Origin of the sequence: Sphingopyxis terrae subsp. terrae NBRC 15098, from assembly GCF_001598815.1 — a bacterium.
GTDB classification, from domain to species: Bacteria; Pseudomonadota; Alphaproteobacteria; order Sphingomonadales; family Sphingomonadaceae; genus Sphingopyxis; species Sphingopyxis terrae.
The window spans coordinates 33,225-48,731 of sequence record NZ_BCZQ01000028.1 but is presented as its reverse complement, the minus strand read 5'-3'; the positions used below and the strand labels follow the sequence as shown (position 1 = coordinate 48,731).

At 67.9% G+C, this 15,507-nt stretch carries 5 protein-coding genes; all 5 read right to left on the bottom strand.

Annotation, left to right across the window (positions count from 1 at the left end):
- Nucleotides 1–2 precede the first annotated feature (2 nt).
- Nucleotides 3–7,502, bottom strand: coding sequence for a translocation/assembly module TamB domain-containing protein (locus STE01S_RS20450; RefSeq protein ID WP_062769276.1), 7,500 nt, complete (start codon nt 7,500–7,502; stop codon nt 3–5).
- Between the two features lie 2 nt (nt 7,503–7,504).
- Nucleotides 7,505–9,298: a ShlB/FhaC/HecB family hemolysin secretion/activation protein gene (locus tag STE01S_RS15390; protein WP_062769273.1), complete on the bottom strand. Its 1,794-nt coding sequence runs from the start codon at nt 9,296–9,298 to the stop codon at nt 7,505–7,507.
- Nucleotides 9,299–9,475: 177 nt separating this feature from the next.
- Nucleotides 9,476–10,240 (bottom strand): hypothetical protein, encoded by a 765-nt coding sequence (locus STE01S_RS15385; protein WP_062769270.1) that lies wholly within the window; start codon nt 10,238–10,240, stop codon nt 9,476–9,478.
- Nucleotides 10,227–12,314, bottom strand: a complete 2,088-nt coding sequence (locus STE01S_RS15380; protein WP_082657352.1) for an adenylate/guanylate cyclase domain-containing protein — start codon at nt 12,312–12,314, stop codon at nt 10,227–10,229. The genes STE01S_RS15385 and STE01S_RS15380 overlap by 14 nt, the downstream gene beginning before the upstream one ends.
- A 4-nt stretch (nt 12,315–12,318) precedes the next feature.
- On the bottom strand, nt 12,319–15,429 hold the full coding sequence (locus STE01S_RS15375; protein ID WP_062769267.1) for a CHAT domain-containing protein: 3,111 nt from the start codon (nt 15,427–15,429) through the stop codon (nt 12,319–12,321).
- Nucleotides 15,430–15,507 lie beyond the last annotated feature (78 nt).

Sequence of the window (15,507 nt, the reverse complement as noted above, 5' to 3'; positions counted from 1 at the left end):
CGTCAGGGCGTCGTCGGCGTCCACAGATCGTCGTTGCCCGCGCCGGTAACCGGATCGTCGAGCAGCGGCGCGCCGCTCAGCGGATCGATGCCGCGGATCGTGATGAGCGGCACGGGCAGGCCGGTGCCGCCGCCGTCGCCGTCCTCATCGCCGCCAACCTCGTCCTCGACGACATCCTGCACGGGGAACTGATTGCCCGGATCGATGAAGGTGCAGCCGCCGGTGCTGATGATCAGGCACCCGTTGAAGGTCGACCGCATGTCGATCGTGCCGCTGGTCGGGGCCGAACCGTTGACGGTGAGGAACGGGATGGTGTCGAGCCCGGTGACTTGCCCGTTGGCGCCGAGCCGGACGCCGTTGATGACGATCCGCACGCCCGAAGACGGCGCATCGACGTTCAGCCCGCCCGCGGCGAAGGTCAGCCCGCGCCGCTGTGCGTAGTCGGTCCCGGCACCGCTGTTCTGGACATAGAAGCTGCGGGACGTCGTGACGTTGATGCCGCCGGCGAACAAAGCGCCTTCGTCGCTGGTGACGCCGTCATTCTGTGCGAGGCGCGTGTCGATCGCGCTGGTCGAGGTCGCTGCTTCGACATCGGTGATGGCCGACGCGGTGGCGACGAAGATATCGTTTCCGCGCAGATCCAGCACGCCTTCGGGAGCGCCATTCGCCGAAAGACGGATGCTACCCTGACCCAGAATGATCTCGACACGATCGTCGCCCGAGAGCGTCAGCCGGTTCGCGCTCGTCAGGCCGGTCAGTTCGACCGCGCCGATCACGCGTGCCCGCCCGGGCGTCTGCAGCGTCAGCGAGCCCGCCGCGCCCAGATTGGAATTGCCCGCCAGCGTGAAGCTGTCGACGATCAGGTCGGTCGCCGCTGCACCGTTGGGCGCGTTGACGGTGATGTTCGTCGCGAACAGCCGCGTCATCTCGGTCGCGTCGGCGTGATAGCCGTTCTGTGTGCCGTTGCCGCCGACGAAGGTGGGCGCGGCGCCATTGTTCGTTAGCGTCAGGCTCTGCGTGGTGCCCGCGGTCCCGACGCGGCCTTGTCCGGCAATCACGATGTCGTTCGACGCTAGCGCGATGCGCGGACCGCTGACGATGCCATCGACCTGAATGGCGCCGCTTGCGGTCGCGTTGAGGTCGCCGCCCGCCGACAGGTCGGTGAGGGCGATGCTGCCGCCTGTCGCCGCGAGATCGGCGCTGCCCGCCACGCTGCCGCTTGCGATCGAAAGATTGCCGGTCGAGCGGATCAGCGCGTTGCCGACATTGGCGGTAAGCGACGCGAATTGCATCGCGCCGCCGCGAATGTCGATGCTGTCGCCGCTTGCCGTGATCGGCCCGGCGGCGTTGAGCGCATCGACGCCGACCGCGCCGCCGCTGCTCGTGAGGGTGGTCGTCCCGCCCACGGTGATGGCGCCGAAATCGATGGCATCGACGGCCGTCAGCGCGAGATTGCGGCCCGCAGCGATGGCGTCGCTGCTGATCGCACCCGCCGAAGTCGCGACGATGTCGTCGAACGCGTCGAGGTTGGTGAGGACCGTATCGCCCGCCTGGGTGCGGATGCTGCTGTCGCCGCCGGTGATGCCGAGGCCCAGTGTCGTGCCGCCGTCGAGGGCGAGTGTCGTTGCCGCCGACAGCAGGATATCGTCGCCCGCCGACAGGTTCGCCGCGTCGATCGACGCCGCCGACGACGTGATATTGATGTCCGACCCGTCGATGCTCGACGTGCCTTCGCCCTGACCGATGGTAAAGCCGTTCCCTGGCACATAGTTGATCGCGAAGCCGTCGAGCCCGGCGCCGGTCGCGTCGAGCCCGTTCGCGATGATCGCGCCAGTGGCGCGGACGTCGATGTCGTCACCCGCCGTGACATTGGTCAGATTGGCGGTCGTACCGGCAAGGACGAGCAGATCCTCGCCGGCGGTCGCATTGGTGACCGTGGCCGCCTGTCCCGCGTTGACGCCGAACATGCGCGCCGCACCGCTGTCGGTCAGCGTGGCGTTGCCCGCCGCATCGGCGAAAACATTGCCGTCGGCGATCGCGCCGGTTGCCGGATCGGCATAGCCGCCATTGGCCGTCGCCGATGCGTTGATGTCGGCGTCCGAGGTCAGCAGGATGTCGCCGCCCGAGACATAGCTACCGCTGATATTGCCCACTGCGGCGACGACGATCGACCCTGCGACATCGGCATCGCTGATGCTCACCGCGCCGCCGGTGCCGGTCGCGAACAGCGGCCCGGCGCCAGTGACGGGGCCGGTGAGTGCGATGCTGTTGCCGGAGAGGCTGATCGAGCTGCCCGCGTCGATCGATCCGCCGGCGATACCTTCGGCCCCCGGCGCAGTGCCCGAGGCGTTGAGCGTGACGAAGCCGCCCGCGCCGATATTCGCGAACTGGATCGACTCCCCGTCGACCGAGACATAGCCGCCGGCAGTGGAATTGCCGAGATCGACCGCGCCGGGCGCGGTGACGATGATATTGCCGCCGGTGATGATCGAATTGAGCCCAGTGCGGAAACTCGCCGCGCTGGCGATGAAATCATTGTCCGCTTCGGCATGTTCGACGGATCCCGCACCGCTCGCGGTCACGAATATATTGCTTCCCTGCAGCCGATCGACGGCGATCGCGCCGTTGGACGCCGTCAACGACAGGTCGCCGCCCGCGATCAGGAAAGAACCGGTCGCGCCGCTGATGCCCGATCCCGCGGTCGCCGTAAAATCGCCACCGGCGCGGATCGTCGGCGGCGTGCCTTCGCCGAAATCGTGGCGGATATCGATCTGGTCGCCAGCTTCGATGGTCAGATCGCCCGTGATGTCGAACAACCCCGCCGCCTGCCCATAGACGCCGACCGAGCCGTCGCTGCGCAGCGATGCGTTGCCACCGACATTGATCGTGCCATCGGTCGTCGCGACGAAGATACCGCTGGTCGCGACGTCGGTGTCGTTATTCGTCGGATCGGCGATGCCGTAGGTTTCGGCATCGAGGCTGGCGAAGTCGATCGTGCCGTCGGTGCGGATCTCGATCCGGCCAGCGAGCGCGCCGCTTGCGACCAGCGTCGTGTCGCCAAGGTCCATCGCGCCGGGGCCCGATTGGGTTGCCAGCGCCTCGATGACGATACGCCCGCCGCGGTCGGCGAAGATCGCGCCGTTCGCGCCGTTGCCGCCGTTGCCGTCCGCGTCGACATTGCCGTCGCCGCCGATGCCGCCGTTGCCCGATGTGCCCGCCACGCTGATGTTGACCGGCGCACCCGCCGAACTGACCGTGCCGCCATTGGCAAGCAGATGGACGACGCCGCCCGAGCCCGCCCCGCCATCGCCGCCATCGCCGCCGGTGCTGCCCGGTATTTCACCATTGAAGGCGCCGTTGCCGCCATCGCCGCCGGTGCCGCCGCTCGCGAGCGTGACCGGCCCGCCATTCGCGCCGGCGAGGGTGAGCGTCGCATTTTCGCTCGCGATGGCTTCGATCGTGCCGCCGGTGCCATCGCCGCCCTTGCCGCCATCGGGGCCGACGGGGTTCAGGAAGAAGGTGGAATTGCCGTCGCCGCCGCGTCCGCCGGTGCCGCTGGCCAGGAAGTTGGCCTGGGTGATCGACGCCGCGCCGTTGGCGCCCGTCGCCTCGACGCGCGCGGTGCCGCCGGTTGCTGCGCCGCCGTCTCCGCCCGCGCCGTCATAGCCGGTTCCGCCGCCGCCGCCGAGCGCCGTGGCGTCGAGCACGACGCCGAGCGGTCCGGCGTCGAAATCGGTCACGATCAACTGGGCAAGGCCGCCCGTCGCCGCGCCGCCGTCGTTACCGACCGAGCCATAGCCGCCAAGCCCGCCCGACGCCGCCGCGCGCGCTGTCAGCGTGTTGGCGACCCCGACCGCCGCGGCGAGGTTGATCGTCGCCGTCCCGCCGGTGCCGGATCCGCCGCGGCCGCCGACGCTGATACCCGCAGGCGCGCCGAAGCTGCCCGAATCGTAACTGTTGCCGCCATTGCCGCCGATTCCGCCAGCGTCCGCGATCAAGTTGCCGGTGTCGATCGATCCGTCGGTGACGGTGATCGATGCCTGACCACCGGTGCCCGCACCGCCATCGCCGCCGTTGCCGACCGCGACGCCGATGCTGCTGAAATCGCCGCCACTGCCGCCGCGGCCACCCGCATAGGCCGCCAACGTGCCGGTATCGATCGCGATCGGTCCGTCGATGACGATCGTCGCGGTGCCGCCCTGTCCATCGCCGCCATTGCCCGCGGGCTGAACCGGGTTCGAGAAATCGTCGTAGCCATAACTGCCTTCGCCGCCGAAACCTTCGGCATAGGCGGCTGCGGTCGATGCGCCGAAGCTGCCGCCCGACAGGGTCATGGTCGCGGTGCCGCCGATACCGTTGCCGGTGCCGGTCAGCGTCGAACCGCCATAGCCGTTGGCGGTGATCGACATGTCGCCGAAGCTCGCATCGCCGCCGGTCTGCGTATAGCTGATGGTGCCGCCCTGGCCGGTGCCGCTACCGGACCCGGGTTGGCCGCCGAAACCGTTGGCCGACAGGGCGAAGCGGCTTGCGCTCAGCGTGCCGTCGCTCAGCGTGATGACGACATCGCCGCCGACGCCATTGGCCGCGCCAGTGCCCGCTCCGCCGGGCGATTCGACATTGCCATAGCCGCGCCCCTCGGCATCGGCCGCAAAATCGCCGAGCGTCATCGTGCCGCCGTTCAGCACCTCGATCAGCGCATAGCCGCCGAGGCCCACCGGGATCGCGCCACCGGCGGGGTCGGTGTTGCCGCCCGAATAGCCGCCCATCGACAGCCGGATCGTTCCGGCCAGATCGATCGTCCCGCCGTCGGCGTGAAGCCCGATGAAGCCGCCGAAACCGTTGGCGCCGCCAACGCTGTAGCCGCTCTGTCCATCGGCATTGAAGCTGCTTAACTGGCTGGGGTCGGTGGCGCTGATGCTGCCGCCGCCGCGGGCGAAAAGGTCGATATTGCCACCTTGTGCGGCGCCGGTCGCGCCCGCCGAATTGGCCGAGCTGCCGTTGGCGGTCAGATAATAATAGCTCGCACCGACCGATCCGCCGTCGGCGTTGATGAGGATGTTGCCGCCGTCGCCCGTTCCGCCGCTCGTCGCCACCGTGAAGCCGCCGAAGCTGCCGCCGTCGGCGGTCATCTGCAGCATGCCGTCGGTGGTGATCGACCCGCCACTCGTCGCGTCGATGCGGACGCCGCCGCCCTGGCCGTTGCCGATATTCTCGCTGCTCGAAACGATGCCGCCGGCATCGAGCTGGATATAGAAGGTGCTGGCGATCGTCGCGCCGTTACTTGCGGACAGGCTGACGGTGCCGCCCTGCGAGTCCCCCGAGACGCCCGTATCGCCGCCCGAACTCGACGCGCCGCCATTTTCGCCGTTGGCGAGAACGATCAGCGAGTTGAGATCGAGGGTGAAGGCGCCATCGGCCGACACCGACGCATCGCCGCCGGTGCCGTCGCCGCCTTGCGGCCCGGTGGCCGCATTGGCGCCCCCGCCGAGGCCGCTTGCCGACAGATAGAGGTTCCCCGGCGCGATCTGGGTCGAATCGTCACCGTTCGCGCCGAAGGACGCGGTGCCGCCGACGCCGTTTCCGGCGGAGGCGGAGAAGATCGATCCGCTGGAACTCGACTGGCTTCCGCCGCCAAAACCCTGCGCATTGATGTCGGTCGAACTCGATATGAAGGTCGTGCCAGGCCCGCCAGCGGTGATCCGCGCCGTCCCGCCTGCGCCGTCGCCCGAGCGGACAAGGCCGGTCTCGCCCTGACCATCGGCGGTCACGCGAACGAAGTTGCTGGCCTGAACCGTGGCGCCGTCGGATATATCGAGCGTGGCTGTCCCGCCCTGGCCGTCGCCACTGTCGTCCGTGACGGTAGGACCGCTTGGTCCGACATAGGCGCCGCCGCCGAGTGCACCGGCATCGACGATCAACGAGCCGACATTCAATGTGCTGCCGGGGCCGCTGACGCTGACGCTGGCGGTTCCACCGATCCCGGTTCCGCCGTCGCCGCCGTCGGTAAATCCGCCGAGGCCGCGCGCGCTGACCGTCACGCTGTTCGCCGAAACGCCGCCGCCGTTGAGGATGGTCAGACTGGCATTGCCGCCCTCGCCAACGCCGTTCACGTTATTGGCATCGCGCGAGGCCGTCACGAGGATGTCGGTGCCCGCGGCGAGTTGTCCGCCGTCGACGGTGATTGCCGAGGCCGCTTTCGAACGGACGATGAACTGACCGGTTGCACCGACCGCCTGAACCGCGCCGACGTTGATCGTCGCGCTGTTGTCGCCCTCGAACAGGGCATTGCCCTCGACGAGAATCCGGCCAAGCTGAGGCGGCGGGACGAAGGCTCCGCCGACCGGCGGAATCGTATCGATGGGCTGGCCCAGGAAATCGCCACTCGCGCGCGCGATCGTGCGGCTGCGGAACAGCGTGTCATTGACCGTGATATTGGCCCCGACGCTGTTCGCCGGTGCCGTGTCGATCGCGCCCCCGGTGATGTTATAGCCCGCCGACAGGATGACGGCGCCGTCGGAATCGGTCACCGCCGAAACGGCGTCCTGATAGCCGATCTGGCCCGACACGAGCATCGAGACGGCGTCATTCTTGGGAATGGCGACCATATAGATGCGCTGGGCGCCGCCGCTGACCTGCTGCTCCGGTCCCGTCGTAACGCCGCTGTGACTGATGACCTGACCGCCCTCGGCGCCGGTCAGGACGTTGATGTCGAACAGGCCCGCATTGATGCGGATGTCGGCCTGTTCGGCGGCGACATAGGCCGCTGACCCGTTGACGTTGACGATGCCGTCCTGGACGATGCGTGGGGCGACGAGCGCGACATAGCTGCCGCCCGCCGCGTCCATGTCGGCGGTGATCGAGGCGCCTGCGTCGATGCGGATCGCGGCGGTGCTGCCCGACGCGCCGCGAAAGCGAATTTCGCCCCCCGGTCCGAAAAGACCGCCGGTCGTGTCGATATCGTTGGCGGTGAGGAGAAGGCTGCCGACGTTGATCGCGCTGCCGCTGTTCAGCAGGATGCCGCCGGCGTTGTAGAACCAGATGCTGCCGCCCGGCCCGCTGACGGATGAATCGAAACTGTTGATCGTGCCGCTCAGCGCGATCTGCCGGCTCAGCGACCCACCCGATCCGTTCACGAAGCGGTTGAGCACGACATAATTGCCGTTGCCGTTGAAATTCCACGTGCTGTCGGCGGGCAGGAGGTCGATTGCCCCGCCGGTCGGTGCCGTGTCGGTGGGCACCCAGTTGATGATGCTCTGATTCTGGGTGACGGTGACCGTTGTCGTCTTGGTACCCGCATTGCTCGACACCGAAGAGCCGACCCCGACATTGACGAACACGGGGTTCGCCTGCACCTGCGCCAGTGCCGGCCCGCCATAGGCAAGCGCGGCAAGGCCCGCGGCGATTGCGCAGCCCTGCAACAAGTGGCGCTTCGCCGAGCGCGCGGCGGGAATGCTGGTGTTTGCGGTCTTTCGCATGGCGATCGTTTCCGGTTCGAATTGCATGATCAACGAGCCCTCACACCAAATTGCGTCGTCAGGGACAGCAGGAAGCGCGGGTCGGGCTTTTGCGCCATCAGCGCCGGACGGTTCAGCGGCACGGCGACGGTCATGTCGAGCCGGCCGAGCGTCCCGTAGGCAAGCCGCACGCCGCCCCCGGCCGAGAACAGCTTTTGCGGATTCAGGCCGTTGAAGCTGCTGTCCTTGTTCCAGACCCATGCCGCATCGAAAAAGGCGAAGGGCTGGATGGCGAGCGCCTTGGTATTGGCGGGGACGAACGAGCCGTAGCGGGCCTCTGTCGTCACCGCGACGCCGCTGTCGCCGATCACCGTGCCGGGGTCGAAACCGCGTCCGACGGTGAAATTGCCGCCCGAAAATTCTTCATAGGCGACGAGCGGATCGCTCGCCCATTGCGCGCGCGGCGCCACCGATAGGGCGAATTTGGGCGTCGGTCGCCAGTCGGCCTGTGCGTTGGCGCGCAGCACGAAGGCATCGGGTTTCGCCTCGATCCGGGTCAGCGGAACCGCGCCGGGCAGGAAGCAGGCGGTGCCGCCGGGGCCGCAGTCCTTGCTGGCGCCCAGGAAATCGACGCCCTGGCGCGCTTCGAGCGAGGCGCCGAAGGCCCAGCGCGGCTCGGCCGGGGTGTAGCCGTGCCGGCCCGCGATCGATGCCGGATCGGTCCAGTTGCCATCTATGTGAAGGTTGAAGACGCGCACGCGGTCGCGGTTGAGGGGGACGCCGCCGATGGCGATGTCCTGATCGATGATGTCGAGCCCGCCGCCGATCTGAATTCGCTTCGCCTGCGTCAGCACGAGCGGATAGCCGGCGAACAGGCTGATGATCTGCGTATGCGATTTCAGCGGCAGCGTCGCGACATCGGGGCGCGTCCATGCATAGGTATAGCTGCCGCCAAGCCGCAGACCTTCGCCGCCGACACGCATTTCGTGCGACAGTTGCAGCACCTGCTGCTCTTCGAAATCGGCGGTCGAATACAGGCTGACGGTCGTGAGGTCGCCCAAGCCGGTCAGGCCGGCGGCGCGCGCGCGGACCATGCCGCCCCAGCGGCCGACGTCGTGCGACCCGAAATTCTGGATATTGGCGTCGAAAGCGAACGGCGTGCGCGTGACCGTGACCTCGCCGATCACTTCGCCGGGCGCATTGCCGGGACGCAAGGTCAGCCGGGCATCGAGGCCGGGGATGTCGCGCGCGAGCAGCAGATAGCGCTCGGCATCCTCGACATTGAAGATCGGCGCATCGTCGAGATGCGCGAGATAGCGTTGCAGCAGCCGCTCGTTGCTGCCGGCATCGCCGCGCACTTCGACGCGCGCAAGGCGTGCCGAGAGAATGTCAAAGCGGACGATGCCGTCGCTGATTGTCTGAGGCGGGACGCGCACCGCGGCGAGATAGCCCTTGGCGCGCAGCAGCGTCGCGGCGCGGTCGCGAATGTCGCACACGACCGCGATCGGCAGATCCTGGCCGACCTTGTCCGACCAGGCGGGCGCCAGCATGGCGGTGTCGATCCCCGGCGCGGCGGAGAATTCGGCGCTACGCAGCGTCACCCGGACATTGGCGAATTCGGGCGCGGCGAGCGGGCAGGGGGCGTGTTCGATACTGTCGTCGGCCGACACGACGCGCTCGCCCGCGGGGGCGATCGGCGGCGGCGCGCTGCGGTCAATTTCCTCGCGCGTCGGGACCGGCGGCGCGCTTTGCGCCGATGCGGCGGCCGGCGCCATCAAGGCGGCGATCGCCACCGAACCGGCGAGCGCCGCACCGAAACCTGTCCTGTCGCCCTTGACCGTCATATTACCCCCAACCCCGAGCGCAGGCGTTTTCGAACGCGCTCCAGCGATCCTGCCGCCCCCACGGGCAGCTAGACCAATTTATCGACCCAAGGAAAGGACTTGCGGCTCTATCCGGCCGCATAGTCTGCAACAAATATCAGACCGGCGCGGCCCCTTCAATGCCCGCCAGCCGTGCGTTCAGCCGCCGCTCGCTTCGGCTTCCGCCATCGTGTCGACGAGCCGGTTGAGCTGCGGGGTGCAGCCCTTTGCCATCAGCGCATCGACCGACGCGTCGGGGGTCGCGGGCACCTCTCCCATCGGCTTGAAGCGGATGGTGACGGGGGCGCTGAGACCACCGCCCGACAGGCGATAATCGACATCATATTTGACCGGCATCGCATCGGACGGCCATTTGCGGAAATTGGCGCCGACGACGAAAGCAACGGTCTGCGTCTTGCCGTCCTGTTCGATCTTCAGAAGCTCGTCGGTGTCCATATAGGGGCGCCACAGCATCAGCGTCGCGGGATCGGCGACGCAGAAGGTGCCGGCTTCGCGATAGTCGATGAACCACAGGTTCGGCGCACGCAGTTCGGCGGGCTTGGGTTGGTCGGGACCGCGCGAAAACCCGCCCCGCGATCGCATCGACGGGCCGCTGGCGAGCATCCGCGTCACCGCGCTGCCCATCGTCTGGTTCGACTGGATCGGGCCGCTGGCGCCATAGGTGCCGGGCCCCGACAGGGTGCGCGTCTTGCCGCCCTGCATCAGCACGATCTTGTCGCCCGCCACGAGGGTCAGCTTGTCGCTGGCCTTCAGCTTTGCGCCGGTCGGATATTTGGACGCCGACGGACCGGTCGATCGCACGACCATCGATTGCGCTGCGGCGGTGCCGGCAACCGCGAAGGCAATGGCGGCTGCGGCGGTGGTCAGGCCCAGGCGGCGGGTCCGGAAGTCAGGAAAGGACATAGCTTTCTCCCTTGTCGGTATCGTTCAGGCGTTCGATCAGGAACATGATGGACAAATCCTTACCCCATTCGGCCGCCAATGCTGTGGCGCAGGTCACATAGGCCTTTTTATCGCCCGCCGCATGCGCGGCAACCAGCGCGGCGATCGCGGCGCGCTGATCGGGGCTGAGGTCGGCGCGCGGGGTGAAGACGTCGACCGGCTGCGCCCGCCCGCGCAGCGTCACGCGGCCCATCGGCACCAGATCGTCGCGCCCCGAGCGCTCGGCGGCTTCGGCCGAGATGAGGACGCCGGTCTTCAGGCTCTTGTTCGCCGCCTCCAGCCGCGAGGCGGTGTTCATGCTGTCGCCGAGCGCGGTATATTGGATGCGATCCTCACCGCCGAAATTGCCGACGATCGCGTCGCCGACATGCAGGCCGACGCGCGTCATGCCGATCGGCGGCACGCCCTCCGCCATATCGACACGAAAGGCTTCACCCGCCTGGTACATGGCGACCGCCGCCGCCGCGGCGCGCGCGCCATCGTCGGGGCGGCTGATCGGCGCGCCCCAGAAGGCGACGACCGCGTCGCCGACGAACTTGTCGATCGTCCCGCCATGTTCGAGGACGATGTCCGACAGGCGGTCGAGATATTCGTTGAGCAGCCGCGCCACCGTCTCCGGCGTCACCGCATGGCTGAGCTTGGTAAAGCCTTCGAGGTCGGTAAAGACGCAATAGATGTTGCGCCGTTCGCCGTGCAGCGAAAGCTGGTCGGGATCGCGCATGATCTGCGCGGCGACATCGACAGGCAGATATTTGCCGAGCGCCGACTGCGCGAAGGCGCGCTGACGCGAGCCGATGGTGCGCGCCGCGGTGCCGACCGCGGCATAGCCGAGCAGCCAGCCGACCGCCCAGCCGAAGGCGGGCAGGGTCGTCGTGTCGATGCCGTGGCGGTGCAGCCAGAAAGGGAAGGCGACGAAGAAGGCAAGCTGCCCCAGAAACGCAAGCGCGACCCAGCGCGCACGCATGTCGATCAGGCTGGTCAGTCCCCCGGCGACGACGACGAGGATGGCCAGCACCCACAGCGACGGCCCCGGCACCGGCGCTGGCCAGTCGCCGTCGAGTTGCTGCGCCAGCATATGCGCATGAACTTCGAGCCCGATCATCGTTTCGTGCAGCCCGGTGATCGGATCGACAAAGCGGCTCATTGGCGTGTTGAACTGGTCGTTGTCGATGATGTCGCCGCCGATCAGGACATAGCGTCCGCGCACCAGCTCGGCGAGGCCGGCGAGCATTTCATCGTCCATCGGCACCGCAAATGTGTCGATCGGGATGTTGGCGAAGACCGGCTCCTCCTGTCCGGCATTGGCGCGGGCGGGCAGGAGGAAGCGGATATTGCCCTGATAATCGGCGTGGGCGGCGTCGACCGGCGCCAGCGCATTCGCCATCAGCGGCGGCAGATTCTTCGGCCGGTCGGGCCAACGGCGGATCACGCCGTCGCCGTCGGTGCGGAACAGGACGCTCGTCGGCCGGGTCTTGTCGGTGCGCACGTCGGCGATGAAGGACTGAAGGAATCTCTGCTGTTCGTAGAAGATGGTGTTCGGATTGCTCGCCTGTTCGGCATAGGCGAGCCATGTCGGCGTCGTCATGGCGCGCAACTGCGTCTTGAGCAGATCGTCGTCGGGGCGCGGCGAATCGAAAGCGATATCGATGCCGATCGCTTTCGCACCCATGCGGTCGATATTGGCGAGTGCGCGCGCAAGCAGCGTCCGGTCGAGCGGCGAGCGGATGCCGGTGTTGAACAGCGTTTCGTCATTATAGGTGATCATGACGATGCGCTGATCCTGCGCGACATGCGGTGCCATCAGGGTCGCGCGCGCATCGTAGAGCGCGCGTTCGGCATCGTTGACGAGCGGCATGTCCCAACTGAAGCGCGCGAACAGCGTCGCGACGATCAGGAACAGGATCGTCGCCGCCATCCGCGACGGACCGAGCTGCATGACCAGCCGCCGGACCCGCTTGCGCAGCGGGATCGTCGCCGGGCCGTTGGCGGCCGGCATTGCGTCGGGCGCGGCGTCCGGGGCGATGCTCGCGGCCATCGGGTCAGCGCGCCGCGCGTCGGGTCGAAACTCCGGTGGCGGGGGCGGTGGCCGTCGTCGCGGGGAGGCCGTGCAGCAGCGGTTGCGCGCCGTCGCCGATGATCGCGAACCCGGCCCAATAATAGGGGTGCGAGGTTTGCTCGTCGTCCATCAACTGGCTTTGCGTGGTCCACAGCGCATCGGCGACGCTTTCGCCCTGAGGGGCCGCGAACAGGCCGCCGATCAGCCGCTTCGTTGCGTCGAAATCGTCGGGCGCCGGCCAGTGGCTTGCGATGACCGAACGCCCCCCGGCGCCGATGAACGATCGGACGAGCCCGTCGAGCGCGCTGCCGCCGCCGCTGGCGACGCCGGCCTCGCGCGTGGCGGCGACCGAGGCGGCGCCCGCGGTATCGCACGCCGACAGGATCACCAGGTCGGCGTCGAGTTTCAGGTCGAAGATTTCCTGGAAGGTGAGCAGGCCGTCCGAATCCTTGTCGCCGAACGAGGTGACGAGTGCGGGGCGCGCCGGGCAGGACGGGTTCGGTGCGGTGACGAGACCGTGGGTTGCAAAATGGATGATGCGATAGTCGCTAAGGTCTCCGCGTTCCTTGACCGCGGTATCGGTGAAGGCACCGCCGGTGAGCAGGGTCGAGCTGTCGCGCCCGATGGTGCTGCTTGCGGTCACGAGTTCGGCGGCCGAGATCGGACGCGCCCATTGCGAGGCGCTCCACTGGCAGGTGCCATCGACGCTGTCGCTCGCCGCGCCGCGGGTGCCGAGCGAGGGCAGGACACCGCCGGCGAGCGGCAGATTTTCGCCAAGCCCGAAATATTGCCGCCGTGCGGTCGATGGCGGCGCCTGGCGCGCGTTGCGGAAAGCGAGCGCCGATACCGCGGTGCTCGGCCGGGTCGAGCGACCGAGCCAGGCGATGCCGCGCATGTCGAAGGGGTCGGCGGCGGGATCATTGACCCGCTGTTCATAGGCGGCGAGCCCGGTGTCGGAAGTGATGAGCAGGTTGACGGGAAGTTTCAGCATCGCGCCATCGGGTTCGAAGACAAGGTGCTTGATCGCCGGCAGGTGATCGGCGGCCGGGCCGAACAGCTGGACATAGAGTTTGCGCGCGGTGGCCGCGTCGAACGGATAAGTGACGCGGCGCCCGTTTTCGACCGTCGAAATCGTCGAGCGGATCGCATCGACGGCGTTTTCTAGGCCGTCGGCGTCGATGTCGGCGCGCCAGAGCTGGGCATTGCCCGGCTCGATCAGCATCGCATAGACAGCGTCGCCGACGACGAGCATCTTCAGATAGGCTTCGTCGGGGCGCAGTACCTGCTGCAATTCGCCGAGATCGAGCTTGCCCGACGATACGACGCGATATTGCGGGAACGCCGACAGTTTGGCGACGGTTTCGGCCTGCTGGAACGACAGATTGTCAATCTGTGTCTTCACATCGGCGAGCCGTGCGACGACCTCGCCGGTCGCGGGGAGCTGGATCAGGCGCGCTTCCTCGATCCGCGCGCGTTCGATGTCGCGATTGAGCGTCGTCGCCTGACGGAACAGCCGGGCGCCGTCGCCGTCGCCGCCCGACAGTTCGCGCGCCAGCACAGCCTGCGTATCGGCGACGCCGGGACGAACCTGGAGCTGGCTGGCGACGAAGAAATCGGCGACGGCGGCGGGATCGGTCGGCGCGCGTGCCGCAAGCAGGCGGTAATAGGGCGCCATGATATTCGCCATGCCGGTCGACGACCGCTGCGTGTCGGCGAGCGCCTTTACCACCGCGTGATAGAGGGCGAGCGCCTCGTCGTCGCGGCCCTGGCGGGTCAGGAAGGCGGCGTAGCGCGCGCGCGCCGAAGCGAGCGCATTGGTTTCGGGATATTCGATCGCGAGCGCATCGACCGATTCGCGGAAGCGCGCATCCGCCGCGCCCATGTCGCCCAGTGCCTCTTCGGTCAGCGCAAGCTCGCCGAGCATCTGCGAACGCAGCCGGACGATCGAAGTGACACGCCCCTGCCGCACGGCCAGCGCGTCGGTCAGACCCTTGAGCTGGAGCTGCTTGGCGGTCTTCGCATCGCCGCGGAGGCGATCGACGGTGCCGAGCAGATGCGTCGCCTGTGCGTCGATGATCTGCGCGCGCTCGAGCGGGCTCAGACGCTCGCTGTCCGATGTCTGGCGGATGGCGCGGGCGTTGCTGCCGCTGTTGACCCCCGCGGTGATCGCAGGGGTCAGCGTGACGCTGCCGTCGGCGGTTTCGATCGACGCGGTGGTCGGCGGCACCGGACGCTGCAGGATTTCGGCGGCGCGCGCATAGTCGCGCTGGTTGAGCGCATCGATCGCCTGAAAATTGCGCCGCAGCCGCAATTGCACCGGGTCGCTCGTCGGGATCGCATCGACTTCGGCGAACAGGCGCGCGGCTTCAGCAAATTCGCCGAGGTTCGATTTCTGGAGCGCGCGGTTAAGCGTGAATTCGCTCGGGTCGATGTCGCCGGTCGACGCATCGTTCGCGGTGCGGCGCGACAGCGCTTCGAAAAATTCGGCCGCTTCGGCATAGTCGCCGCTGTGGTTGCGGCGATAGCCTTCGGCGAGCGCCCGGTCGAGGTCGATCGTCCCGGCGAGCGTGCGCGCAAAGCCTTCGTCGCCGCCGCCAACCGATGTGGTCGCGACCTTGATGACGCCCGGTGCGACCTTGTGCCGGCGGATCGACTGGAGCGCGAGCGTCAGCGCATCGCCATAAGCGGCAAAGCCTTCGGCGGTGTAGGCGGTCGCGCCGTCCATTTCGATGCGGCTCGCCCATTCGACGCTGCTGCCCTTGATCGTGCAGCGACCATCGGCGCCGCAGACAATGTTGGGATCGCGCGCCGCCGCCAGTCGCTGCACCGCCTCGGCTTCGCTGGCACGCAGCGCGCGGATATAACCGACGGGCTGGCTCGCGTCGCGGCAGACGATCACCCAGGCGCGGTCGAACATGCCCTTGACGACGGCGTCGCGGACCGTTGCCTGCACCTCGCACAGCGAGCCGCCCTGGCTGCCGATCGAAAAGCTGTCGCGGAGCGTCGGGTCTTCGCCTTGCGCCCAGGCCGGGACAGGCGCCGATGCGGCGAGCAGCGCCAGCAAGGACAGGCGAAACGCAGGTCGTACGGTCATCACGATATTCCCCCAGGGTCACGGCATCGGGCACCTGGCCATCTGGTTGGCGGCAAGGCGCAGTCTGTTGCTGCGGTA